A 23,518-nucleotide genomic window follows, 5' to 3' on the forward strand; every position below is an offset into this window, starting at 1 on the left:
CGCGCGTAGCACGCCGCAACCCGCCGTCAAGGACGCCTTCGGCACCGCTGCGCGGCGCCTGCGCCGGACCCGGCTTTGCCGAGGATCTCGGGCACCAGGTGCCGATTTCCCTCCCCAAACCCACCAATGGGGCTGGCCGGTGACCGCATCACCCCGGAAGCTGACCTCACTCGTCGTCAGCCGGCGCGTAGCCGTCGGTGGCGTTCTCCTTCTCCTCCGGCGACTTCTCCAGGTCGTCTTCGGCGGTGGCGGGGTCCACGTTCTCCTCGTCCGGGAGGGCGTCGGTCTCCGACGGCGGACGGAAACCAAGCTTGTCCTCAGGGTCGTTGGGGTCGGGCTTCGGCTGAAGGCCTAGGTGCGTCATACGGATACCGGTAACCCGCGTGCCGGACACGATTCACACTGTGGCCGAGCGAGGGGCCGGCCGGTCAGTCCGCAGACGGATCGTTCCACTCGATCGAGCCCTTGTTGTCGGCGTCGAGCGAGCGGGAGATCACCATCCGCTGGATCTGGTTGGTCCCCTCGAAGATCTGCATGACCTTCGCCTCGCGCATGTAGCGCTCGACCGGGAAGTCGCGGGTGTAGCCATAGCCCCCGAAGACCTGGACCGCGTCGGTGGTGACCTTCATCGCGTTGTCGGTGGCCACCAGCTTGGCGATCGACGCCTCGCGGCTGAAGGGCAGCCCGCGGTCGCGGAGCCGGGCCGCGTGCAGCGTGACCGCGCGCGATGACTGGGTCGCGGCCTCCATGTCGGCCAGCACGAACGCCAGCCCCTGGTGGTCGATGATCCGCTTGCCGAACGTCTCCCTCTCCCTGGCGTAGGCGACAGCGGCGTCGAGGGCGCCCTGCGCGAGGCCGGTCGCGACCGCGGCGATGCCGAGCCGGCCGGAGTCGAGGGCGGCGAACGCGATCCGCAGCCCCTCGCCCTCCGCACCGATCAGCCGGTCCGCCGGGATGCGGACGTCGTCGAAGTTCATCGCGGTGGTGGTGGAGCCGGTGAGCCCCATCTTCTTCTCCGGCGGGTTCGCAGACAGCCCGGGCGCGGCGGCGGGGACCAGGAAGCAGGAGATCCCGTTGCGGCCCTCTCCCGTGCGGGCCATGACCTTGTAGAAGTCCGCGAAGCCGCCATGGGTGGTCCATGCCTTGGTGCCCTTGATCACCCACTCGTCACCGTCGCGGCGGGCGGTGGTGCGCATCGCGGCGGGGTCGGAGCCGGCGTGGGGCTCGGAGAGGCAGTAGGCCCCGAGCAGCTCGCCGCCCAGCATCTCCGGGAGCCACCGCTGCCTCTGCTCCTCGGTGCCGCGCGTGGCCAGGCCGTAGCAGGAGAGCGCGTGCACCGAGACGCCGACGCCGACCGATGCCCAGACCGCGCCGATCTCCTCGAGCACCTGCAGGTAGACCTCGTAGGGCACGGCCCCGCCGCCGTACTCCTCCGGGTAGGGGAGCCCCAGCAGCCCGGCCCGGCCGAGCTTGAGGAAGATGTCGCGCGGGAAGGTGCCGTCCGCCTCCGCCGCCACCGAGCGCTCGGCGAGCTCGTCAGCCGCGATCTGCCGGACCAGCCGCACCAGCTCGGCGGTCTCCTCGGTCGGCAGCACGCGGCGCGCGGTCATGTCCCCACCGTAGTTGGATGTCCTTGCATCGACACGATCTAGTCTGGACGATCGTGGTCGGTGCCGAGGACGACGTTGGGCTCGAGGGGGACGAGCCGCTGCGCTGGTACGTCGTGGCGGCCTACGTCCTGCTCGTGGCTGTCGGCTTCGTGATCGCCGTCTGGCTGACCACGACCTGGTTCAGCGACTGCAGCGCCAACAGCAACACCGGCCGCGCCACGACCTACGCCGGTGACTCGCCGCGCGGCGCGCTGTGCAGCTCCGCCCACGGAGCCGCCGGCCTGCTGGTCCCGCTCGGGTGGCTGGCCGGGCTGGGGCTCGCCACGCTCGCCCTGCTCAGGTGGGGCGGCGGCCGGCTCAAGGCGTTGCTGCTCGCGCTGCTGTTCGTGACGCCGGCGCTGCTGCCCGTTGCGGCGTACGGCGGCCTGGCTTCGTCCGGCAAGGACTGCACCGGGCAGAAGCTCGAGGACTACCGGGCCTGGGTGGACGCCGGAAGCAAGGGCAGGGCGCCCTACGACTGCCGGACGTTCTGAGGGGCCAGGCCTTTCAGACGACCAGCTTGAGCGACCCTGTCGTCGTGGTGTCGAGCCCGACCGCGACGTCCGAGGTCACCGTCTGGGTCGCGGTCACCGCTCCCTTGCGCACCGCAGCCTTCGCCGCCTTCGACAGCGTGAGCTTGAGGGTCTTCGTGCTGCCGGCCGCCACTGTCACCTGGGCCTTCGCCAGGGTCTTGACCTTGCCGTCGATCGTGGCCGTGAGCACATAGGTTCCGACGCAGGGGCCGTCGGCGCCGCAGCTCAGCTTGACCTTGGCCTTCCCGCCCCGCACGTGCGCCTTGCCGGTGAGCAGCTTCACCGAGGGGGCGTGCGCCGCCGTCAGCGTAAGGACCGACGCCTTCGTCGACGAGCCCGTCATCGTCACGACCGCGGTGACGTCGACCGACGCCCGGCCCGACACCAGCGCCCGGCCGGCCGCGGTGAGGTCGATCTGCACCGAGCCGCTGCCGCCCGCGGCGACGTCGAAGCCGCCCGAGCCCAGGAGGGTGCCGCCCGAACGGAGGGCCACCGTCCCGGTGCACTGTGCGGTGGTGCACGACACCGGGACCACGACCCGCCCGGTGCTCGACACCGCGACGCTGGTCGCCCCGATCGCCAGCTTGGGCGTGATGTCGGTGACAGTGACCACGAAGGCGTCGCTGTCCGTCAGCGGACCGCCCGCTCCGGTGTTGCCCAGGTCGTCGGTGTGGACCGTGATGTCCGCCTGGCCGGTGAAGCCCGCCGCGGGCGCGAACGTCAGGCCGTCGAGCGCCGTGTTCGCGTTGGCCTTCGTGGCGTGGAAGGTGAGCGAGCCACTGCCGTTGGCACCGCCGGTGATCGTCACGCCGGCCGTCGAGGCGAGCGTCAGCGTGCCGTGGGTGGCGGTCAGGGCGACCTCGATCTCGGACCCGGCGCTGTCCACGTCGTTCACCGACACGGCGTGGCCGTTGGCCGTGGAGAGGACGACCGGGACGCCGGTGGTGGTGCCGACGCCCGACGGGACCACGTTGACCGGTGCGTCGTTGACCGGGGCGACGGTGATGCCGACGGTCTGCTGGTCGGAGAGTGCCCCGCCGGCCCCGCTGCTGCCCTGGTCGTCCGCGGTGACCTCGAGGCTCGCGGCACCCGCGAAGTCGGCGTCGGGCGCGAAGGTGAGCCCGTCCAGAGCGGTGTTGGCGTCGGCCAGTGCGGCGGTGAACGTCATCGACGCGTCGCCGGTGCCGTCGCCGCTGGAGAAGGTGAGGCCGGACGTGGTGGAGAGCGAGGCCGTGCCGGAGCTGGCGTCCAGGGTGACCTCGACGTCTGCCGTGCCGGCGTCGACGTCGCTGATCGTGATCGGGTTCAGCGTGGCCGTCGAGAAGGTGGCGACCGCGTCCTCGTCGACCGACTGGGTGACCGGCACGTCGACGACGGGCGCGTCGTTGACCGGGTTGACGGTGATGTCCATCGTGGCCGAGTCGGTCTGGGGTCCGTCGTCGCCGTTGTGGCCGAGGTCGTCTGCGAGAGCGGTCAGGGTCACGGTCTCGGTGTCGTCCTGGGCCGGCATGAGCTGGAGGGTGTCCAGCGCCGCGTCGAAGGCGGCCAGCGTGCCGGTCATCGCCAGCGTGTCGGTGTCGTTGGACGTGCCGTCGACGAAGGTGAGCCCGTCCGGCACCGCGACGTGCAGCACGCCGCTGGTGACCATGAGGTCCAGGCGGACGTCGTCGGTCCCGGCGTCGGGGTCGGTCAGCGTGATGGCGTCGCCGACGAAGTTGTACGGCGCATCCTCGTCCGTGGCGTCGTCGCCCGGCAGCACGATGTCCGGCGCGCCGTTGGGGACCAGCGCGCTCGCGCGCTGCGCGGTGCCGAGGGCGAGCAGCATCGCGACGAGGAGAGCCGTCAGTGCACGGGTTCCGCCGAACCTAGTCACGATCGAGACGATCCCACGTGCCCCCATCCCTTCGGGTGAGAATGCGCGAACCCGTCGCAGTTGGTTGTCTGCGAGGATCGGCCCCGCGCGAGAGGAGAGCGATGAGCGAGGCAGTCCTGACCGAGGAGCGCGACGGCGTCCTGGTGATCAGCATCAACCGGCCCGAGGCCCGCAACGCGATCAACGGTGACGTCGCCCGGGGCATCGCCGCCGCGCTCGACCGGCTGGACGGCGAGGACGACCTGCGGGTCGGCGTCCTGACCGGCAGTGGCGGGTTCTTCTCCTCGGGGATGGACCTGAAGGGGTTCCTGTCCGGCGACGTGCCGGTCGTCGAGGGGCGTGGACTGGGCGGGCTGACGGAGAGGCCCCCGCGCAAGCCGCTGGTCGCCGCGGTGGAGGGGTACGCCGTGGCGGGTGGCTTCGAGCTGGTGCTGGCGTGCGACCTGGTGGTGGCGGGCGAGGGCTCGCGTTTCGGCGTACCGGAGGTGAAGCGAGGCCTGGTCGCGGGCGCCGGAGCCGCCATCCACCTCCCGCAGCGGATCCCGCCGGCGATCGCGCTCGAGCTGCTGCTCACGGGGGAGACGATCGAGGCTTCGCGGGCGGCCGCGCTGGGCCTCGTCAACCGGGTCGTGGCCGACGGCGCCGCCGTCGACGCCGCGGTCGAGCTGGCCCGCGCGATCGCGGCCAACGGGCCGCTCGCAGTCGCGGCGACCAAGCAGATCGCTGTCTCCGCGCCGGACTGGAGCTTCGCCGAGCGCTGGCAGAAGCAGGCCGAGCTGATGGGTCCCGTCTTCGTCTCCGAGGACGCCCAGGAGGGGGCCCGCGCCTTCGCCGAGAAGCGACCTCCGGTCTGGAAGGGCCGCTGACACCCACTGACGTCGAGGGGCACGCCGCCGGCGGAATGCCGGCCGGGGCCAGCGTGTTGGCGAGGTGTGAACGACGACCTGACCGCCCCACCGGTGCTGTTCCCCGGTCAGGCCGGCCCGGAGTCGGCCTACCGGGTGGCCTTCGACCTGCTCGAGCGCCGCGCTCCCGCCGAGGCGCTCGCGGTCATCGAGCCTGCGTTGGCAGACGACCCACGCAACACCGGACTGCGGACGCTGCGCGCGTGGGCCTACCTCCTCCGTGCCCAGCTCGGCCCCGCCGAGGAGGAGCTCGAGCGGCTCGTCGACGAAGACCCGACGGACGTGTGGGCCCGGCACGCGCTCGGCCGGGCGCTCGAGCGTCAGTCGCGGTACGCCGAGGCGCTGCCGCACCTGCGTCTGGCCGCCGCGATGAGCGGCGACCGGCTGCACGCCGCGGCTGCGTCGCGGGTCGAGGCCCGGCTCGCCGACCGGCGCGACTGAGCGCCGTACCACCACTCCCGCCGTCCCGGACGGCAGGATGGCGACGTGGACACCACGACGACGCTCGTGTTCGTCGCGGTCGTCGGTGGCCGCTTCCTGCTGCCGCTGCTGATCCCCTACTACCCACTGCCGGCGATCGTCGCCTGCCTGATCCTCGACGGCGTCGACCAGACGATCTTCCAGCTGTTCGGGCACGACCCGCCGAGCTACCAGTCCTACGACAAGGCGATGGACGTCTTCTACCTGTCCATCGCCTACCTGTCGACGCTGCGCAACTGGGAGAGCATGCCGGCGTTCCGCATCGGGTGGTTCCTGTACTTCTACCGGCTGGTCGGTGCGCTGGTCTTCGAGCTCACCCACGCGCGCTGGGTGCTGCTGGTCTTCCCCAACGTCTTCGAGTACTTCTTCATCGCCTACGAGACCATCCGCTCGCGCTGGCAGCCGGTGCACCTCCTGGTCGGCTGGTGGCTCAGCGCCGCCGCGATCATCTGGGTCGTCGTGAAGCTGCCGCAGGAGTACTGGCTGCACGTTGCGCAGCTCGACGTCACCGACGAGATCGGCAGGCACCGCTGGCTGATCGGGCTCATCATCGTCGTGCTGCTGGGCCTCTATCTCGCCTTCCAGAGGCTGGTCCGCCCCCGGCTCTGGCCCCCGGACTGGAGCTGGACCTTCCGGCCCGCACCGCTCCCCGTGGAGATCGACGAGCCCGAGGAGCAGGCCGCGTGGCGGATGCGCTTCGACGCGATCCTGTCCACGGGCACCCTCGAGAAGGTGATGCTCCTGGGTCTGGTCTCGGTGATCTTCTCCCAGATGCTCCCGGACTTCACCGGCTCGACCACCGATGTCTTCATCGGCGTCGCCGCGGTCGTCGTCATCAACGCCGGCATCACCCTCGCCGCCGCCCGCCGTCGCTGGACGATCCGCTCCACCGCGCTCGCCTTCTTGACCCGGCTGGCGATGAACGTCGCCCTCGTCCTCATCGCCGACCCGCTGCTCGGCCGGCACAACGCCCGGCTGGACGGCTACGACACGCTGTTCTTCCTGACCCTGATCTCGCTGATCACCACGTTGCACGACCGCTGGCGCCCGGTGCACGAGGTGCGTGAGGTCCTCGCCCGTGGCGAGCCGGCGCCGGTCCTCGACGTCGAGCGGGACTGACGGGTCGCTGTCCCGAGGCTAGGCGAGCAGCTTCCACTGCCCTTCGGATACGACGTCGACCACGCCGTCGACCACCTGGATCGCGGTCTGGTCGTCGATGACGTACGCCGGCCCGGGACAGCCGGCCGCCCACTCCTCCGCCTCGGCCATCGAGTTGCCGGGCATGCCGTCGGGCGCCAGGTGCGGGCAGATCGAGAAGTCGACGAGGCCCAGAGTGGAGTCGTCTCCCGAGGGCGGCCGCCACTGGATGAAGTCATCCCCGACCCACGGGGTCATCACCATGCTCCCGGCACTCAGCCCCACCCACACCGTGTCGCTCAGCGACGGCAACAGGTCGGCCAGCCCGGACTCCCGCATCCAGTGGCACAGGTAGAGGACGTCGCCACCGCCGACCAGCAGCACGTCGGCCTCCTGCACCACAGGGAGCCATAGTTGCTCGTCGAGACTGGGCAGCGCGGTGAGCTCCAGCACGCCCACGGAGCGCCATCCCAGCTCGACCATGGGGTTGCCGCCCTCATGCCCGGCGATGAAGCGCCACGGCCGGACGCCGGGGCCGACCATCGGGTGCGCGTATGCCGCGGTCGGGATGCAGAGCGCGCTGCACTCGGCGATCGGCCGGCCCAGGAGGCCGACCAGCGCGCTGCGGATGCTCGCGTTCGTGACGCCGCCGGACGTGAGAAGAAGCTTCACGGGGTGCCTCCTGGTCGAGTGCGAGGGAGCGGTGCGAGGTACGGACCGACCGGCGGCACCAGAATCATCGCCCGATCTCCGGCCGTGACCGGCGGGGTGCGGCCAGCCACACCCCCGGGGGCGGTGAACCGCACACCGGGGTGGAATCGACCCCGCGTGAGTCGAGGGTCTCCACCGCCCTCCGAGCGGTCAGCCCGATCGCTCGGCGCCGGCCGGACGACGACGATGGGAGGTGTCGGCAGTCGGGCCGGCCGGACCGGAGGAAGCCATCATGGACACCTTCATCACCCGCACCACTCGCAACGCACGACCCGGCGAGCACCGCCACCACTCGGCGCAGGGGTTCTGCACGGTCTGTGGGACCGCCTGGCCCTGCTGGCGCGGGCTCCGCGACGAGGCCCGCTCCGACGTCGTTCGGCACTCGTGACGTCAAGACCTGAGTACTCTCGGCTGTAGGTGACGTCAATGGGTCAACGGTGTCGTCTCTGAGAGGAGCGTGGAGCCGTGCAGGTGGCGATGACCGAGCGAGCCCGCGCCGGGATCGCCGGCGTGCGAACCAGGACGGGGGACGACGTCCTGCTGCTGATCACGAGACGGCCGAGGTCCGACGCTCTCACCGTCGCGGTCGTGCAGCGTCCCGGCCCGCACGACCTTCCGGTGGACGGCGAGGACCGAGCGCTCTACTGCGGCCCGGTCGTCGCCGAGCGGCTCGTCGGCAGGGCGCTCGACGTACGGATGTCGCCCAAGGGCCGACCGGAGTTCGTCGTCGTGGAGATGACGACCGACCAGAACGTGGGATCCCTCCCCATCGCGAAGGACCCAGGCGGGCCCTAACCAGCCAGGTGCGCCTTCAGCCAGTCAGCGAGGTCTCCGAGCACGAGGTCCTTCTCCGGCTCGTTGAAGACCTCGTGGTAGAGCCCGTCGTACATCTTCAGCGTCTTGTCGGTGGAGCCGGCGAGCCGGTCGACCATCCTTGCGCCCTCCGGGTTGACCAGCTTGTCGTCGGTGCCGCTCATGACGAGCAGCGGAAGCGTGAGCGACGGTAGCCGCGACGGGAAGGAGTCCATCGTGCGCAGCAGCGCGCCACCCACGCCTGCCTTGATCGCACCGCGGTAGTTGAGCGGGTCCTCGTCGTAGGCCTTGACCACGGCCGGGTCGCGGGAGATCGAGGCCGAGCTGAGCTTCTGGCCCGGCAGCCAGGGGACGTAGCGCCCGATCACCTTGGCGAGCTTCGCCAGCCCCGGGCTGATGTCGTCACCCCGGAGCACCGCGGGCGCAGAAAGGACGAGCGCGGCCAGCGACGACTGGTGGTCGAGGGCGTAGTCGAGGGCGATCGCACCGCCCATCGAGTGCCCGACGAGGTACGTCGGCCGGCCCTCGACCTGCTCGAGCCCCCGGAGCGTCTCGAGGTCCACGGTGAACTCCGACAGGTCGCGCGCCACCAGGCGCTTGCCGCCGGAGCGTCCGTGGCCGCGGTGGTCGGGGATCGCCACCCGCAGCCCCAGGCCGGCCAGGACGTCGGCGACGTGGTGGTAGCGGCCGGCGTGCTCGGCCACGCCGTGCGCGACAAGGGCCAGCCCGACCGGCGCAGACGGCGGCTCGTAGTGGTCGTACACGATCGTGGTCCCGCCCTGACCAGCGAACGACTTCTCGACGGGGGTCGTCATGGCGCACATCATGCCTGCCCGCGGGCGTCCGGAGGCGGTGTGACCGCGATCACCGCCAAGGACGTCCGGGCAAAACCACCTGAAGCAGGTCGGTGCCTGCGCCTACCTTGGAGTGCGTGACGACCGAGACCGGCCCCCAGGCTCAACCGCAGACCAACGACGACAAGCTCGACGCCCGCGTCCTGCTGGTGGCGGGCGTGGTGGTGCTCGGCGCGATCATGTCGATCCTCGACATCACCGTCGTCTCCGTCGCGCAGCCGACGTTCCAGGAGGAGTTCGACGCCTCTCCGGCCGAGGCTGCGTGGACGATGACCGGCTACACGCTGGCGCTGGCCAGCGTGATCCCGCTGAGCGGCTGGGCCGCCGACCGGTTCGGCACCAAGCGGCTCTACATGCTCGCCGTGCTGATGTTCGCCGCCGGCTCGGCGCTCTGTGCGCTCGCGACCAGCATCGAGATGCTGGTCGCCTTCCGGGTCATCCAGGGGCTCGGCGGCGGCATGCTGATGCCGGTCGGCATGACGATCATGACCCGTGCCGCCGGGCCGGAGCGCGTCGGCCGGGTGATGGCCGTCCTCGGCATCCCGATGCTGCTCGGCCCGATCTTCGGCCCGATCCTCGGTGGCTGGCTGATCGACGCGGCCAGCTGGCACTGGATCTTCCTCATCAACATCCCGATCGGGGCCGTGGCGCTGGTCTACGCGTGGCGGGTGCTGCCCAAGGACCACGTTTCGCCCAGCGAGACCTTCGACTGGCCGGGGATGCTGCTGCTGTCACCGGGTCTGGCGCTGTTCCTGTTCGGTGTCTCGTCGATCCCGGGCGAGGGCACGGTCTGGGCCTCCCGGGTGCTGGTCTCCGCGGCCATCGGTGTTGCGCTGATCGTCGTGTTCGTCTTCCGCGAGCTGTCGGCCAAGCGGGACCACCCGCTGGTCGACCTGCACCTGTTCACCAACGCCCGGCTCACGATCGCGGTGGTGGCGATGGCGCTGTTCGCGATCGCGTTCTTCGGCGCCAGCCTGCTGTTCCCCCAGTACTTCCTCCTGGTCCGCGGCGAGGACACGCTCTCCGCCGGACTGCTGCTCGCCCCGCAGGGCATCGGCGCGATGCTGACGATGCCGGCGGCCGGCACGCTCACCGACCGGATCGGTCCCGGCAAGATCGTGCTGACCGGCATCGCGGTGATCGTGGTCGGCATGCTCGGCTTCACCCAGGTCGGCGTCGGCGTGAGCGACGTCGCCGTCAGCCAATCCGGCGTGAGCATCGACACCCCGTCCTACCCCTGGCTGCTCGGCTCGCTGTTCGTCATGGGGCTCGGCATGGGCGCCACGATGATGCCGATCATGTCCTCGGCTCTCGCGACGCTGAAGGACCACCAGATCGCGCGCGGCTCGACGCTGATGAACATCAACCAGCAGGTCGCGGCCTCGATCGGCACCGCGCTGTTCTCGGTGCTGCTGACCAACGGGTTCAATGACAGCCCCGAGGCGAGCGCCCTGCGCGACGCGGCCCAGAGCGGGAACCAGTTCACCGGCGGTCCCGAGGCGCTGGCCAAGGCGTTCTCGGACATGTCGCACGCCTTCGCCACGTCGTTCACGGTCGGCGTGGTGCTCGTCGCGCTCTGCCTGATACCGGTCTGGTTCCTGCCGCGCAAGCCGCAGGCCAAGCCGGTCGACCCCGCCGCGATGATCCAGCACTGACCGCGGGCGCCGGGACGGCTATCAGGAGTCTGCTGAACAATCGCGCGGCGCAGGCGCCGCGCGATCGTTCAGCAGTCTCCTAGGCGGTGGCCTCGGCCTCCTCGCCGAGGTAGGCCTTCCGTACGCCGGGGTCGTCGCGCACCTCGGTCGGCGTACCCTCGGCGATCTTGTGGCCGAAGTCGAGGACGACGACCCGGTCGGCATGCGCGAGCACCAGCGCAACGTCGTGCTCGATCAGCAGTACGCCCATGCCCCACTCGTCGGCGAGCCGGCGCACCAGCCGGCCGAGCTCGGCGCTCTCCGTCTCGTCGAGCCCGGCTGCCGGCTCATCGAGCATGAGCACCGACGGGCTGCTGGCCACCGCCCGGGCGATCGCCACCAACCGGCGCTGGCCGTAGGAGAGGTCCTCGGCGCGCCGGTCCAGCAGCGGGGCGAGCGAGAGCTCCTCCACCGCCGCGACCACCGGCGCCGGCAGGGGCGCGCGGCCGGGCCGGACCAGGTCGGTGGCGTAGGCCCGCCGGTCGCGCGGGTCGGCCGCGGCCAGCAGGTTCTCACGCACGGTCAGGTCGTCGAAGAGCTCCAGCGACTGGAACGATCGGGACAGCCCGGCCCGGGCCCGGCGGTACGGCGCCCAGCGGGTGATGTCGTGCCCGTCCAAGGTGACAGAACCCGCGCTCAGCCGGTTGTTGCCGGCCACGCAGTCGATGAGCGTGGTCTTGCCGGCGCCGTTCGGGCCGAGCAGGCCCACCACCTCGCCGGGCTCGACGCGCAGGGAGACGTCCTCGAGCGCGGCGAACCCGCCGAACCGCTGGGTCAGCCCGGACACCGCGAGCGTGCGGGCCGGCACCGTGGAGCGGACCACGGCCGGAAGGGGCTCCGGCGCGGCGTCCCGCAGCCCCGGGATCCGGGAGCGCAACCCGCGGGTCAGGGCGTCGAGCCGCTCGGCGACGCCGTTCTGGTTGAGGATGAGCACGACGAGCAGGAGGACGCCGGTGAGCAGCGGCAGGTACTGCTGCCAGGTGGAGGTGTCCTCCACGGCGGCGTTCACCGGGCCGCCGGACGACGTCAGCGTGACCAGGCCGCCCGACGCGAGGAGCGAGCCGAGAATCGGGCCGGCCACGTAGCCGGCACTGCCGATCACCGTCAGCGTCAGGACGCTGATCGAGGCGCCGGGCTGGAAGATGGCCTGGAAGAGGATCGCGCCGTACCCGAACCCGAGCAGGACACCAGCCAGCCCGGCGATCCCTGCCGACAGCGTGAAGCCGTACAGCTTGGCCTCGAAGACGTTGACGCCGATCGCGGCTGCCGCGCGCTCGTTGGTGCGTACGGCGAGCAGCCGCCGGCCACCGCGACCGCGGCGCAGGTTGGCGACGGCCAGCGCGGCCAGGACCAGGAACGCCAGGCAGACCACGGCGTAGTTGCGCGGGTGCCCGACCGGGTCGATCGGCCAGCCGAGCAGCGAGAGGTCCGTCGGCTGCACCCGCGCGTCCTCGGTGTAGGCGCTGTTGCTGAAGACCAGCTGGTGCACCGCGAAACCGAGGCCGAAGGTGACCACGGCCAGGTTGACGCCTCGGGTGCGCAGCGCGGGCAGGCCGAACAGGAAGCCGGTCGCCATGGCGACCAGGACGCCGACCAGCAGCGCCGGTTCGAACCGCCACCCGTGCCCGGCCACCAGCTTGGCCGCCGCGAACGCGCCGATCCCGGCCAGCGCGTACTGCGCGAGGGACAGCTGGCCGGTGTAGCCGGTGAGGACAACGACGGAGAGGCCGACGATGGCGAAGGTCGCGCTGATGACGGTCGGCGCGTACCAGTCCGACGACGCCCCGAAGGCCACCCAGAGCAGGGCGGCTCCGGCGACGACGACCACGAGGCCGGGCCGGACCCGCCCGGTGCCGACCCGGGGGAGCCGGTCGGTGATGCTCCCGCGCAGCGGCAGCCCGCGCCCGCGGATGACGAGCACCACGATGATCACGAGGAACGGGACCGCGTCGGGAATGCCCGGCCGGTGTGGGGCGTCCAGGAGCTCGTTGCTCCAGTACGTCGCCAGCGACTGGGCGACGCCGAGGAACACGCCGCCGACCAGGGCCAGCGGGTAGGACCTGAAGCCGCCGAGCAGCGCGGTGGCCAGCCCGCCGATGATCAGGATGCTGAAGGTGATGGGCGAGATGAACCCGGCGGTGGTCGCGGGCATCAGCGAGCCGGCGACCGCGGCGAGCCCGCCGCCCACGGCCCAGGTCACGCCGGCGAGCAGGTCCGGCGACCAGCCGAGCGCGGACGCCGCGCGGGCGTTCTCCGCGGCCGCCGAGACCGCGTAGCCGAACCGGGTGCGCGCGGCGGTCACCGTGAGCAGCAGGGCCAGCACCGCGGCGATCGCGACCAGGTAGAAGCCGTAGCGGCCCACGACGATGTCGCCGGGCAGGTGCACGGCGTCGGTGGGGATGGGCGACTCGGTGATCACCTGCTTCGCGCCGAACTTCAGCACCACCGCCTGGCTGAGCACGGTGAGGACGCCGAGGGTCGCGATCACCCTGGCCAGCGGGCTGGCCGAGCGGAGCGGGCGCATCACGAGGAAGTGCACCAGCACCCCGATCACAGCGCAGAGCACGACGGAGGCCACGACGGAGAACGCGGCCCCGTGCCCGTCCTGCACCTGGAGCCGGTAGGTGACGTAGGCGCCGACCAGGGCGAAACCGGACTGGGCGAAGTTGATGACACCCGACCCGCGGTAGATCACCACCAGCCCGAGACCGAGGAGGGCGTAGATGCCGCCGGTCCCGAGGCCGAGCAGCCCGAAGCGCACGAGGTCGGTCACGTCTCGTCACCGGTGAGGTAGTGGGCGGCGATCGCGTCGGCGTCACCGCGCAGGTCGTCGGCTACCCGGTCGAGGACGACGCGTCCGCGGCGCAGCACCTGCACGCGGTCGGCGATCGCGAGCGCCGACCGGACGTGCTGCTCGACGAGGACCACCGCGACGCCGTCGTCTGCGGCCGCGCGCACGGCCGCCAGGAGCCGCTCGACCACCATCGGCGCCAGCCCCAACGAGAGCTCGTCGGCCAGCAGGACGCGAGGTCGTGCCGCGAGCACCCGGCCCAAGGCGAGCATCTGCTGCTGGCCGCCGGAGAGCAGGCCGACCTTCTTGCCGAGGTGGTCCTCGAGCTCGGGGAACAGCTCCAGCGCGCGCTCCGGACGCCCCCGGCCGAGCTTGAGGTTCTGCCAGCCGGTGAGCTCCATGAAGACGCAGCGCTCCTCGGTGACGAAGCCCAGCCCGCGCCGGGCCCGCTGGTGCAGCCGGCGTCGCCGACTGTCGCCATGGAAGGTGATGGTCCCCGAGATCGGCGGCACCTCCCCGGCGAGCGCCAGGAGGGTCGTGGTCTTGCCCGCGCCGTTCGCGCCCAGCAGAGCCACCACCTCCCCGGCGCGCACCTCGAGGTCGATGTCGTGGACGGCCGGCGTGCCGCCGTACCCGGCGGTCAGCCCGTGCGCCTGCACCACGACCTCGCCGCCCCGGACCGGCGCGTCGGCCGGTCCGGGCGTGGCAGTCGTGGTCACGGCTACGAGGCGGGGACGAGCGCCAGGCGCATGTCCTTGTAGTCGGTGCCGGCCTGCTGGAGCTTCCCGTCCTTGATCTCGAAGGTGAGCTCCTGGTAGTTGAACACGCGGTTCAGCCCCGGCGCCGGGAAGTCCTCGGCGAAGCTGAACGGCGGCGTGAACCCGTCGGTGTCGACCTGCGTCGTCGCGTCCAGCGTGGCCTTGACACCGGCTGCGCTGAAGTCGTCGTTGTTCTTGATCAGCGACAGGAAGGTGCGGTAGGCGACCCAGGTGTTCTGGAAGTAGAGCCCGGACAGGCCGCCGTTCTCCTCCTCCGAGGTGACGCCGGAGTACTTCTTGGCGTCGTCCCAGATCGGGTCGTCGATGTCGGGGAAGTTCGAGAGCGACCTGGTGCCCTCGACCGCATCGCCGCCGTCGCGCGCGACCGAGTCGGTCAGGCCGCCCGGGACCACGTAGTAGGTCGTCGCGCTGCCGAGCTGGGCGCCCGCTGCGGCGACGCCGAGGAACGCCTGCGGTGGGGTGCCGACCACGGCGCAGTCGTAGTCGCTGGTCTCCTGGGCGATCGTGCTGAAGTCGGTGGTCGTCGGCGGCACCTTGATCAGCGTGGACTTGTCGTGGCCGGCGTTGGTCAGCGCGAGGTCGACGAGCTGGGCGATCTGGCCCGCCGAGGGCAGGTCGTAGTTGACCGAGGCGACCTTGTCGCAGCCGTCCTCGGCAGCCATCTGGCCGAGACCGGCCAGGCCGAGGACGCCGGAGGTGATCGGGTAGCTGTCGGCGCTGGAAAGCTCGGCCGCGGAGATGCCGGGCGGGCCGAACCACGGGATGCCGGCCTGCTCGAGGATCGGCATCACGGCGTCGCCGTTCGCGGTGAACCCGCCCACCATCGCCGCGACGCCCTCGTCGACGGCCTGGCGTGCGCAGTCGGCCGCCTTGTTGGGGTCGGCGCTGTCGTTGCAGGTGATCAGCTTGAGCTCGTGGCCGCCGAGGCCGCCGGCGTTGTTGATCTGGACGACGGCACCCTGGGCGACGTCGAGGACGGCTTTCGCGTTCAGCGTGTCGGTGTCGTAGGTCGACATCGTCATCACCGTGACCGGGTCGCCGGTGAACTTCATGTTGGGGTCCTGGGTGGGCGGGCCGGAGCTGCTCTCCTTCTTGTCGTCGTCCCCGCCGCCGCACGCGGCCAGCCCGAGCAGCAGGGTGACGGCGGCGGCCACGGCGAGCCCCCGGGTGCGCTTGCGCACAGAAGTCATCAGGTCCCTCTCCCAAAGTCCGTGCTTCCTCGAGAGCACCGGGGCGGCTCCGCGGCCCGTGTGATCGCCGACACTCTGCCAACTAGAACGTGTTCTCGTCTATGGCTCGCGCGGGTAGTTGGCCGAATCGTCACCATCTCGGGCTGCAACCGGGATTGACCTCGACCGCTACCTGTTCCTTAGTCTGTCCCGGCCGCAGTGGGCGGCAGTGACCCTCGGATCTCGGGCAGGTGGGAAGTGTTCAAGCGTCGGGCGCCGCTCGCGCACCTCAGCATGGCCCAGCTCTGCGCCCTGTGGCGCAAGAGCATGGCCGGCCTGCTGGCGTCCGCCAGCCCCGCCGATCGCGCCGAGATCGTGGCTGCGCGCGCCGCACTGCTCGACGAGCTCGAGCGCCGCGAGCCGCAGGCGATGCTTGACTGGCTGAGCGGCGGTGCGCTCGAGCCGGAGGGGCCTCCGGCGTACCTCGTGGGCTAGCTTGCGCCGTGGTCGGGAACCGTCACCGTCCCCGCTGCACACCTCATCGAGCCATCGCCCGGTAGAGTCGCATCTCGTCCCGGTAGCGGTAGGGCAGCGGGACCCCCGACAGCGCGGCCGCGTCGGCGTAGGCCTCCATTGCGTCAGCGAGGCGTGCGCAACGCTGCGACTGCTCGCCGACGCTGACCGACGACGAAGACGTCTTGCGCCCGGCCCGCACCTGGGCCCGGCAGCGGTTCACCTCGTGGAGCAGGGCGGTGAGCTGGGCCTCGTCGCGCTGATGCCTCGGTGGTGGATGCACAGCTGCCCCTTTCCCAGCGTGCCTGGCGAGCGGCGCCGGGTGCGCAGACGGCGGGGCGCGAGGTGCAGTTGACAGTAGCCGACGTCTGCATGTCACCGGCTGCGTTCAGGGACGACAACGGTGAAGTGCGGGTCAGAAAGTACTCGGCCCGTCACCGCTGCGTGAGTGGTGACGGGCCGATCGCGGGTGTGCGGCTCAGACCGGACGGACGCTGTCCGCCTGGGGACCCTTGGGGCCCTGGCTCGCCTCGAACTCCACCTTCTGGTTCTCCTCCAGTGACTTGTAGCCGTTGGCCTGGATCGCCGAGTAATGCACGAAGACGTCAGCGCCACCGCCGTCCTGGGCGATGAAGCCGAAGCCCTTCTCGGCGTTGAACCACTTCACAGTTCCCTGTGCCATCTGCTTGTCCTTCTTCTCTTCAGCGCGTGACACTGCGTCCGCGCTGCCAGCCGGAGTCATCGAGCAAAATGCCTGACGTCCAGCGGACCGAAGATCAAGAACCAGCAAACTGACTGGTCGCCACCGAACTGGGAGCGACCGGGAGCAACAAGTGCTCCTCCAACGCAGCGACGCTATCAGCCCGAGCCTTGTCGGCCCTCATCGCGACGCGGTGGTGAGCTGCTGGTGCCCGAGCTCCCACACCCCGATCGAGGCGCTCGAGACCAACGGTCACGGCCCTTTCGACAAGGGTCTCCTCGGGAGTCTGAAGGTCAGCCCTCGAAGCGCTCGACCAGCTCGGCTGGCGCGATGGTGAGCCAGGCGTCAACGAGTAGGTCGCGTAGGTCTCGCTCGTCGACAGCGCCGATCTCGACGAGCACGGCGGGGTAGTTGTTGAAGTGCTGGATGGTGAACACGCCTCGGATACCGGCCTCGAGCACGCCTTCCTTCTGGTGCAGGTCCTTGGTGTTGACCGCAAGGATCGGCCCGGCCGGCGGCGTCTGGTCACCGAAGCGCTTGAGGTCGGCCTTGCTGAACGGGCGCAGCCAGGCGATGCCCTTGCCGCGCACCGACCAGGTCGTGTGGCCGTGGTGCTCGCCCTCGGCCACCTCGGGCATCTCGTCCATGATCCGGTCGACGTCCTGAAGCGTAGCCATCGGTGGAGCGTAGCCATCAGCGACCGTCACTGGGTGACGGCGTAGGACGCGAAGGCGAGGTTGTGCCCCAGCCCGCGCACGTCGAGGAGTCGCATCGTCACGGTCTCCACCGTGTCGCCGAAGAGACGTTCGCCCGCTGCGAGAACCATGGGGAGGACCACGAGGCGCAGCTCGTCGTTGCGGGTGGCCAGCCAGTCCGGTCAACTGCATCGTCGGGCTCCGCCCGACGGCGCTCGGATCTGAGTTGCAGGGCCTCGGCAACCGGAAGTCGCACATGTCGACCGATGTGGCGCACTGACGAGGTGCATGGCGGCGCGGCAGGTTGGGCTCGTGAGGATCGATTCGGCTGGTGCTGGAGAGGGTGGGAGACGGGCATGGCTCGCCTGTGATGCAGGGACGCCGGACAGTGCGCTGCTGCTCGCGACCGCATCTCGGCTCGAGCGGCAGATCGACCGGCATGAGCTCATCGGCGGTCAGGCCACCGACCGATGAACACACTCGCGCGGATCTTCGACGAGCAGGGCCAGAGCCCGTGGTTGGACAACCTCACCCGCCCGTACCTGCGCGACGGCACATTGTCCCGGCTGGTCGCCGCTGGAATTCGGGGGGTGACCGCCAATCCCACGATCGTCGCGCGGGCCATCGAGTCCTCAGACGCCTACGACGAGCAGTTCGAGTCCCTACTCTCCGCCGGCCACACGATCGAGGACGCTTACTGGGAGCTCGTCATCTCCGACGTCGTCCGAGCACTCGAGGTACTGAGGCCCACGTTCGACCGCAGTCATGGCGGAGACGGGTTCGTCTCCATCGAGGTGGCACCTCGCTGGGCGAACGACACCGAAGCCACCGCTGCGGCCGCCCGCGCCCTGGCCGAGCGCATCAGCGAACCGAACCTTCTCATCAAGATCCCCGCGACCGCTGAGGGAGTCCCCGCCATCGCAGCCATGATTGGTGAAGGACGAAGCATCAACGTCACCCTTGTCTTCTCCCTGCGCCGCTACGTCCAGGTGCTCGACGCCTACCTTTCCGGCCTCGAAACCTTGTCCCGGCGCGGTGGTGACCTCTCCGCGGTGCACAGCGTGGCGTCCTTCTTCGTCAGCCGAGTGGACACTGAGGTGGATCGGCGGCTGGACGCATCGGGTAGTTCAGCGGCGCTGGGCCTGCGGGGACGGACCGCGATTGCGCAAGCCAAGCTCGCCTACCAGCTGTTCCGAAAGGCCCACTCGGGCCGACGTTGGGAACACCTCGCGCACCAAGGCGCCCGCGTGCAACGGCCGTTGTGGGCTTCCACCTCCACCAAGAACCCGAACTATCCGGACACGCTCTACGTGGACAGCCTCATCGGGCCGGACACGATCAACACGCTTCCCGAAAGCACGTTGGAGGCGTTCGCTGACCACGGCACCGTGGCCAGGACGATCGACACAGGCGTCGAGGACGCTCTCGACGTCATGGTTGCGCTCGCAACACTGGGCGTCGACATGGATGATGTCGGCCAGACCCTGGAAGTGCAGGGCGTCGCCGCCTTCGACGCCTCCGTCGCCCACGTGCTGGGCAGCCTCGAGGCCAAGTCCGCCGCCCCTCAGCCGCGTTAGTCCGTCGACACGTGGAGGGAGGCCCTGTGTCTCTGCGCTGCGCGGATGATGGCGCCCACCGCGGTACAGGCGGAGGACTCGATAGGTCTTCAACGGTCTCGCCGTCGCGTGGCCAGCCGCCTCAGCACGCGCGAGAACGACTCGCGGCTGGTGGCAGCACTACTCTGCTCCAGCGCGGCGCCGACCAAGCGCAGATCGACACCCTTGGCGGCGAGCTCCGAAAGGACACCTGCGGCACCTCGCGTGTCGATGCCAAGCGAGGGCAGCGCCTTGCCGTTCTCCAGCAGGGCGGTCACGGTCGACTCAGAGAGTGCATGGACCGAGTTCGGCACGGCCAGGTCTTCGACGTAGGGACTGACGCAGCGGGTCTCGTGGCCTGGCGCAGAGGAGGTCCAGAGTGGCCGCTGAGGGTTGGCGCCGGCGCGCGCGAGTCGCGACCACCGATCGCTGTCGAACCATTCCTCGAACTGTCGATAGGCGAGCTTGGCCTGGGCCACAGCACTGAGGCCGCGTAGCTCGAGTGCGCGCACGTCTCCCAGTCGCTCGAGCCGTCGGTCCACCGCTGCATCCACCATGCTGAGAGGGAACGAGGCCACGCTGTGAACGGACGCGGGATCCCCGTCGCGGCCGATGAACGTCTCCAGGCCCGAGAGATAGGCCTCGATCACGGTGGAGTAGCGATCGATCGAGAAGATGGATGTGACGTTCACGCTGCGACCGGCCGCGATCATCGCTCGTATGACGGGGATGCTGTTCGAGGTGGCGGGGATCGCAAGGACGAAGTTGGGTCGGTCGACTCGTCGGTGGAAGCGGCAAGCAGTCACGACGGCGTCCTGCGTGCGTCGCGACGGGTCAGATGGCAACCCTAGAGAAACGAGGCCGTCCAGGCCTCGAGACCTGTCGTACGTCGAGAGCAGGAGGGCGCACGCCGCCTGGACGTCGGTCGCGGCCAGCTCCAGGTAGGCCTTGTCGGGCGACCAACCCCTCGAGAAGAGCCAGGACAGTTGTTCGTCGTAGGCCGGTGAGTCGCCGATTGCGTTGTTGAGGGCCGCTGGGTTGGCCGTCACACCGCGGATGCCGTCGGCGATCAGTCGGCTCAGGCTGCCGTCCTTGAGGGCTCCTCGAGTCAGGAGATCCAGCCAAGCACTCTGTCCTCGTTCGACGTGGAGACGCTGCAGTGCGTTGGGCCGTGAGTCACGCCCAGCAACGGCGGGCCGGTCGTCCGGGCGGTGTGTGGAGCTGAGGGGGTCTCTGTGCCTGGGGGTGGTCGCCACGTGCATCCGCCTTCGGTCTCGAGGGCCCGGCGTTCAAGCGCGTGGAAACAGCTCTCTTCGTTGGGCCGGGCCACCGCTTGCGACACGCCCCGACGCGAGAAGACGGGGGGTCGAGGCATACCTATGTCTGCAGGTAGGTGGGTCTGACCTCATCATGCCGCGGAGCCTCTGCGAGGTCATCGTGAGCCGTGAGCCAACAGGAGCCGGAGTTCGTTGCCGGTGGCGGGCAACTCGCGTCGCGGGTCGGGTAGCTCCCCGTGGGCGGGCTGGGAAACCTCTGAGCGGTCGCCTATGGTGACCACATGAACGAGCACCGGGCTGCGACGCAGACGGTGACGAGCGAGCCGTCTCACGTGCCCTCGGGTGCCGCCCTCCTGGCACTGGAGCTGAGTGAGATCGCGCGCGGCATCCGTGGTCTTGACGTGCTGCGTCGCAGCGTCGACCGCGCTCCCCCCTCGTTCAGCTGACAGGCCGTTCTCCCGGCAACCGGATCGGTCAAGGTTCCGCCTGTCGCCAACGTGGCGGTCTTCGAGCACGAGTGGGTTCTGCGCAGCCTTGAACCAGGAGCTGCGCTGTCCGTATTGCTCACTCCTCTCGGACCAGCCCTGATGCGCCACGTGACGGCGACGATGCCGGCCTCCGCCTGCTCCTAGCAGTCACGTCGGCCGCGAATCGCCGTCGACAGGTGGTCAGCGACGTAGCGCGCTGACCGATCGTGACGACCCTGCAGGCGGTCCCGACCTCCGCTGCCGTCCCACCCCTTTCGGATCAGGAGCATCCCATGACTCGCGTTCACGCTCTTGTGCTCGTCGTCCTTCTCTTCACAGTCGTCGCCCACGCGACCCTGGCCGGCCTCGTGAGCCGTCTCTCGCGACGTGCGCGAAAGACGAAGCACCCGTCGCAGTCACCCCGTGCGGCGAGGGGTCTGGGGCGTCGGTTCCCAAGTACCGACCGCGGGTTCGACACCCATCGAGATGCGAGTGGCGTCGCTTCAGCGAGGCACCGCCGCGGCCACGCCATCTACGGCGCCTGCGCGGGTTGCGGCATGCCGATCGCACTGACCCACTCGACGCGACGGTGACTTCGCCGCGTCGCCTGCAAGCGCGTGAGCGCCGCTCCCTCATCCAACAGACACCACGACAGGAATCTGACATGACCGTGCACACCACCACCCAGTCGCGACTCCACCAGGAGCAGCTGCTCGACAGCATCCGTATCTCGCTCGAGAGTGCCGCAGCCAGGCGTCAGCGGCAGCTGGATGACATGCCTGCCTTCCACACTGACCCGGTCGCGGACGCCCAGCGACAAGGTCTCGAGCAGATCCTCGCCGAGATCCGCGCGGCTCAAGAGAGACTGGACGCCGGCAGCTTCGGCACCTGCCAGACCTGCGGGACTCCGATCCCGCTTGAACGGCTCGAGCTGCGTCCGTGGACGCCGGTGTGCGTCCCGTGTGCAGCCGGTGGAGCGGCCTGACGGCCTGTGGCCACGGGCCGCGCGCGCGAGCAGCTCAGGGACCGCGTGGACTACGTCACCTCGGCGTCCCGCAGCGCCAGGGCTGCTTGGACGAGGGCGGCATGGGTCAGGGCCTGGGGGTAGTTGCCGAGGTGGTGGCGGGTGACGGGGTCCATCTCCTCGGCGTAGAGCCCGACCCGACTGGCCAGTGCGAGGAGATCGCGGAACAGTGCGGAGGCTTCCTTCGCTCGTCCACTGCGGGCAAGGCTTTCGACGAGCCAGAATGAGCACGGCAGGAAGGCACCCTCGGTGCCGGGAAGACCGTCGTGACCGGGTGGGTAGCGATAGACCAACGGGAGACCGGCACCAAGGTCGCGGACGATGGCGTCGATCGTTCCCTGGAGCCGTGGCGAGTCGGCGGACTCGAAGCCGAGCCGGGACAGGATCAACAGGGCAGCGTCGGTGTCCCGGGAGCCGTAGCTGCGTGTGTAGCTACCCGTCTCGGTGTCGAAGCCAAGCCTCTCGATCTCTTCGCGCAGCGCCGCCCGCTCGGCAGTCCATCTGCGTGTGCGCCGCGTCGGGGTCCGGTGATGGACAGAGATCCGCAGCGCGCGATCGAGCGCGAGCCAAGCCATCAGCTTGGAGTGCACGTGGTGTGCGGTGTCGGCACGTACCTCCCAGATGCCGGCATCTGGCTCTCGCCATCGGTTCGCGACCGTGTCGGCGAGGCCCGACATGGTCCGCCATGTCTCGGAGTACAGGCGGTGTCCGGCGTCGGTCAGACGCCATGCGGCGTCAAGAACCCAGCCGTAGCCGTCAAGCTGGTGCTGATCAGCAGCCGCGTTGCCGGCGCGCACCGGTGTGCTGTGGGCGTAGCCAGGCCAGCCGTCAAGGTCGTGTTCGCGCGCGGGGTGCTTGCCGTGGAGGGTGAGCAGCACCGGCAGTCGCGGACGATCGAGCCTGGTGGCGCTGAGCAACCAGGCCATGAACGATCGGGCCTCGTCCTGTTTGCCGACCCCCAGGAACGAAGCGATGCCGATGCTGGCATCCCGTGGCCAGGCGTATCGGTAGTCCCAGTTGCGCATGCCCCCGAGCACCTCCGGGAGTGATGTGGTCGGCGCGGCGACGGGCGCGCCAGATGGTGAGTAGGTCAGCAGCCGGAGGGTGATCAGGCTCCGGACGACGGCGTCACGGTGAGGCAGGTCCTGGTCGATGCCGGTGCACCATCCCTGCCACTTCAGCTCGTCGTTGCAGAGAGCCTGCCACGCCGACGCCGGGTTGACGTGCACCAGCGGCTCGCGGTCGGCGACGGAGACCACGACGGTCAACGGGTGGCCCGGGGTCAGGCCCACCACCTGGGAACAGCCCGGCTCAACATTGATGGCGGGGGTCGTGCTCAAGGCGACGGCTGAGGTGGACCAGCTGCAGACCAGAAGCCAGCCTCGGCGTTCGGCCCGCGGTCGGAGGCGCCGCTCGCCGAGGCGAGGATCGAACTCGACGATGGCCGCGACCGGCCCGTCGATGGCGGTCAGCCGACGCACCAGCATGGTGGAAGGGAGAAGCCGGCCAGCGACGTCGGCCACCATGCCTTCGGTGAGCGTGAGCCGCCCGTCGTGGGTCTGCCAGGTCGTCTCGAGGGTGGCGGAGTCGGGACGGTACCTGCGAGAGATGACGGTGGCGGAGCCGGCAGGCGCCAGCCGGAAGCTGCCCGCACTGGGTCCGCCAACCAGGCGACCGAACACCGGCGGCCCGTCGAAGCGGGGGATGCACCACCAGTCGATGGAGCCGTCGGAGCTGACGAGCGCGGCTGTTCGGGTGTCTCCGAGCAGGCCATAGTCCTCGATCGGGACGTCGGCCGCACCGCGACCATCGCCAGACGTCGGCGATGCCGGGGAAGGAGGGGGCGCGGCGACCATCTG

The 23,518-nt window shown here is 70.2% G+C and carries 25 protein-coding genes; 11 read left to right on the forward strand and 14 right to left on the reverse strand.

Annotation, left to right across the window (positions count from 1 at the left end):
- Nucleotides 1-166: 166 nt before the first annotated feature.
- On the reverse strand, nt 167-394 hold the full coding sequence (locus VFV89_RS07990) for a hypothetical protein (RefSeq protein ID WP_329705393.1): 228 nt from the start codon (nt 392-394) through the stop codon (nt 167-169).
- Nucleotides 395-428: 34 nt separating this feature from the next.
- Complete coding sequence (locus VFV89_RS07995; RefSeq protein WP_329705394.1) at nt 429-1,610, reverse strand: acyl-CoA dehydrogenase family protein; 1,182 nt, start codon at nt 1,608-1,610, stop codon at nt 429-431.
- A 53-nt stretch (nt 1,611-1,663) separates the two neighbouring features.
- Here VFV89_RS07995 and VFV89_RS08000 point away from each other — a divergent pair, with 53 nt between their 5' ends.
- Complete coding sequence (locus VFV89_RS08000; protein ID WP_329705395.1) at nt 1,664-2,143, forward strand: hypothetical protein; 480 nt, start codon at nt 1,664-1,666, stop codon at nt 2,141-2,143.
- Between the two features lie 13 nt (nt 2,144-2,156).
- Here VFV89_RS08000 and VFV89_RS08005 read toward each other — a convergent pair whose 3' ends face one another.
- Nucleotides 2,157-4,055, reverse strand: coding sequence for a hypothetical protein (locus VFV89_RS08005; protein WP_329705396.1), 1,899 nt, complete (start codon nt 4,053-4,055; stop codon nt 2,157-2,159).
- Nucleotides 4,056-4,156: 101 nt separating this feature from the next.
- On the opposite strand from VFV89_RS08005, the gene VFV89_RS08010 reads away from it, so the two are divergent.
- The 3 genes from VFV89_RS08010 to VFV89_RS08020 all read left to right on the forward strand — a co-directional run bounded on the left by VFV89_RS08010 (nt 4,157) and on the right by VFV89_RS08020 (nt 6,559).
- Nucleotides 4,157-4,921: a crotonase/enoyl-CoA hydratase family protein gene (locus VFV89_RS08010; protein ID WP_329705397.1), complete on the forward strand. Its 765-nt coding sequence runs from the start codon at nt 4,157-4,159 to the stop codon at nt 4,919-4,921.
- A 66-nt stretch (nt 4,922-4,987) separates the two neighbouring features.
- A complete protein-coding gene (locus VFV89_RS08015) occupies nt 4,988-5,401 on the forward strand; it encodes a tetratricopeptide repeat protein (protein ID WP_329705398.1) in 414 nt (137 codons plus the stop codon).
- Nucleotides 5,402-5,446: 45 nt separating this feature from the next.
- Nucleotides 5,447-6,559 carry a hypothetical protein gene (locus tag VFV89_RS08020; RefSeq protein WP_329705399.1) on the forward strand — a complete coding sequence of 371 codons (1,113 nt, stop codon included), beginning with the start codon at nt 5,447-5,449 and terminating at the stop codon, nt 6,557-6,559.
- Nucleotides 6,560-6,577: 18 nt separating this feature from the next.
- Here the strand turns inward: VFV89_RS08020 and VFV89_RS08025 are convergent, their stop codons facing one another.
- On the reverse strand, nt 6,578-7,249 hold the full coding sequence (locus VFV89_RS08025; protein ID WP_329705400.1) for a Type 1 glutamine amidotransferase-like domain-containing protein: 672 nt from the start codon (nt 7,247-7,249) through the stop codon (nt 6,578-6,580).
- Between the two features lie 271 nt (nt 7,250-7,520).
- On the opposite strand from VFV89_RS08025, the gene VFV89_RS08030 reads away from it, so the two are divergent.
- Together VFV89_RS08030 and VFV89_RS08035 are read left to right on the forward strand one after the other, a co-directional pair.
- Complete coding sequence (locus VFV89_RS08030) at nt 7,521-7,676, forward strand: hypothetical protein (protein WP_329705401.1); 156 nt, start codon at nt 7,521-7,523, stop codon at nt 7,674-7,676.
- An 89-nt stretch (nt 7,677-7,765) separates the two neighbouring features.
- A complete protein-coding gene (locus VFV89_RS08035; RefSeq protein ID WP_329705402.1) occupies nt 7,766-8,083 on the forward strand; it encodes a hypothetical protein in 318 nt (105 codons plus the stop codon).
- Here the strand turns inward: VFV89_RS08035 and VFV89_RS08040 are convergent.
- On the reverse strand, nt 8,080-8,916 hold the full coding sequence (locus VFV89_RS08040; RefSeq protein WP_329705403.1) for a lysophospholipase: 837 nt from the start codon (nt 8,914-8,916) through the stop codon (nt 8,080-8,082). The two genes, VFV89_RS08035 and VFV89_RS08040, sit on opposite strands and share 4 nt — an antisense overlap.
- A 116-nt stretch (nt 8,917-9,032) precedes the next feature.
- On the opposite strand from VFV89_RS08040, the gene VFV89_RS08045 reads away from it, so the two are divergent.
- Entirely contained in the window at nt 9,033-10,610 is a 1,578-nt protein-coding gene (locus tag VFV89_RS08045) for a DHA2 family efflux MFS transporter permease subunit (protein WP_329705404.1), read from the forward strand.
- Nucleotides 10,611-10,689: 79 nt separating this feature from the next.
- On the opposite strand, the gene VFV89_RS08050 is transcribed toward VFV89_RS08045, so the two are convergent.
- From VFV89_RS08050 to VFV89_RS08060, 3 genes are read right to left on the reverse strand one after another with little or no spacing between them, the layout of a single operon-like run.
- Nucleotides 10,690-13,422: a branched-chain amino acid ABC transporter permease/ATP-binding protein gene (locus tag VFV89_RS08050; RefSeq protein ID WP_329705405.1), complete on the reverse strand. Its 2,733-nt coding sequence runs from the start codon at nt 13,420-13,422 to the stop codon at nt 10,690-10,692.
- Nucleotides 13,419-14,159 carry an ABC transporter ATP-binding protein gene (locus VFV89_RS08055; RefSeq protein ID WP_329705406.1) on the reverse strand — a complete coding sequence of 247 codons (741 nt, stop codon included), beginning with the start codon at nt 14,157-14,159 and terminating at the stop codon, nt 13,419-13,421. Before VFV89_RS08055 ends, VFV89_RS08050 begins: the two co-directional genes overlap by 4 nt.
- 2 nt (nt 14,160-14,161) lie before the next feature.
- Nucleotides 14,162-15,409: an ABC transporter substrate-binding protein gene (locus VFV89_RS08060; RefSeq protein WP_329705407.1), complete on the reverse strand. Its 1,248-nt coding sequence runs from the start codon at nt 15,407-15,409 to the stop codon at nt 14,162-14,164.
- Between the two features lie 237 nt (nt 15,410-15,646).
- On the opposite strand from VFV89_RS08060, the gene VFV89_RS08065 reads away from it, so the two are divergent.
- A complete protein-coding gene (locus VFV89_RS08065; RefSeq protein ID WP_329705408.1) occupies nt 15,647-15,883 on the forward strand; it encodes a hypothetical protein in 237 nt (78 codons plus the stop codon).
- A gap of 43 nt (nt 15,884-15,926) precedes the next feature.
- Here the strand turns inward: VFV89_RS08065 and VFV89_RS08070 are convergent, their stop codons facing one another.
- The 4 genes from VFV89_RS08070 to VFV89_RS08085 all read right to left on the reverse strand — a co-directional run bounded on the left by VFV89_RS08070 (nt 15,927) and on the right by VFV89_RS08085 (nt 17,427).
- On the reverse strand, nt 15,927-16,184 hold the full coding sequence (locus VFV89_RS08070; RefSeq protein WP_329705409.1) for a hypothetical protein: 258 nt from the start codon (nt 16,182-16,184) through the stop codon (nt 15,927-15,929).
- 195 nt (nt 16,185-16,379) lie between these two features.
- A complete protein-coding gene (locus tag VFV89_RS08075; RefSeq protein ID WP_329705410.1) occupies nt 16,380-16,583 on the reverse strand; it encodes a cold-shock protein in 204 nt (67 codons plus the stop codon).
- A 311-nt stretch (nt 16,584-16,894) separates the two neighbouring features.
- Nucleotides 16,895-17,278 (reverse strand): hypothetical protein, encoded by a 384-nt coding sequence (locus VFV89_RS08080; RefSeq protein ID WP_329705411.1) that lies wholly within the window; start codon nt 17,276-17,278, stop codon nt 16,895-16,897.
- Between the two features lie 26 nt (nt 17,279-17,304).
- Complete coding sequence (locus VFV89_RS08085; RefSeq protein WP_329705412.1) at nt 17,305-17,427, reverse strand: hypothetical protein; 123 nt, start codon at nt 17,425-17,427, stop codon at nt 17,305-17,307.
- Between the two features lie 339 nt (nt 17,428-17,766).
- Here VFV89_RS08085 and tal point away from each other — a divergent pair, with 339 nt between their 5' ends.
- Nucleotides 17,767-18,873: a transaldolase gene (gene tal / locus VFV89_RS08090; protein ID WP_329705413.1), complete on the forward strand. Its 1,107-nt coding sequence runs from the start codon at nt 17,767-17,769 to the stop codon at nt 18,871-18,873.
- Nucleotides 18,874-18,962: 89 nt separating this feature from the next.
- On the opposite strand, the gene VFV89_RS08095 is transcribed toward tal, so the two are convergent.
- The gene (locus VFV89_RS08095; RefSeq protein WP_329705414.1) at nt 18,963-20,147 is read right to left on the reverse strand and encodes a transaldolase family protein; all 1,185 of its coding nucleotides are present in this window, start codon (nt 20,145-20,147) and stop codon (nt 18,963-18,965) included.
- Nucleotides 20,148-20,449: 302 nt separating this feature from the next.
- Here VFV89_RS08095 and VFV89_RS08100 point away from each other — a divergent pair, with 302 nt between their 5' ends.
- Nucleotides 20,450-20,614 carry a hypothetical protein gene (locus tag VFV89_RS08100; RefSeq protein WP_329705415.1) on the forward strand — a complete coding sequence of 55 codons (165 nt, stop codon included), beginning with the start codon at nt 20,450-20,452 and terminating at the stop codon, nt 20,612-20,614.
- Between the two features lie 685 nt (nt 20,615-21,299).
- Nucleotides 21,300-21,620, forward strand: coding sequence for a TraR/DksA family transcriptional regulator (locus VFV89_RS08105; RefSeq protein ID WP_329705416.1), 321 nt, complete (start codon nt 21,300-21,302; stop codon nt 21,618-21,620).
- Between the two features lie 50 nt (nt 21,621-21,670).
- Here the strand turns inward: VFV89_RS08105 and VFV89_RS08110 are convergent, their stop codons facing one another.
- Nucleotides 21,671-23,515, reverse strand: a complete 1,845-nt coding sequence (locus VFV89_RS08110; protein WP_329705437.1) for a glycoside hydrolase family 15 protein — start codon at nt 23,513-23,515, stop codon at nt 21,671-21,673.
- Between the last annotated feature and the right edge of the window lie 3 nt (nt 23,516-23,518).

The organism is Nocardioides sp., from assembly GCF_036274455.1.
GTDB lineage: Bacteria > Actinomycetota > Actinomycetes > Propionibacteriales > Nocardioidaceae > Nocardioides.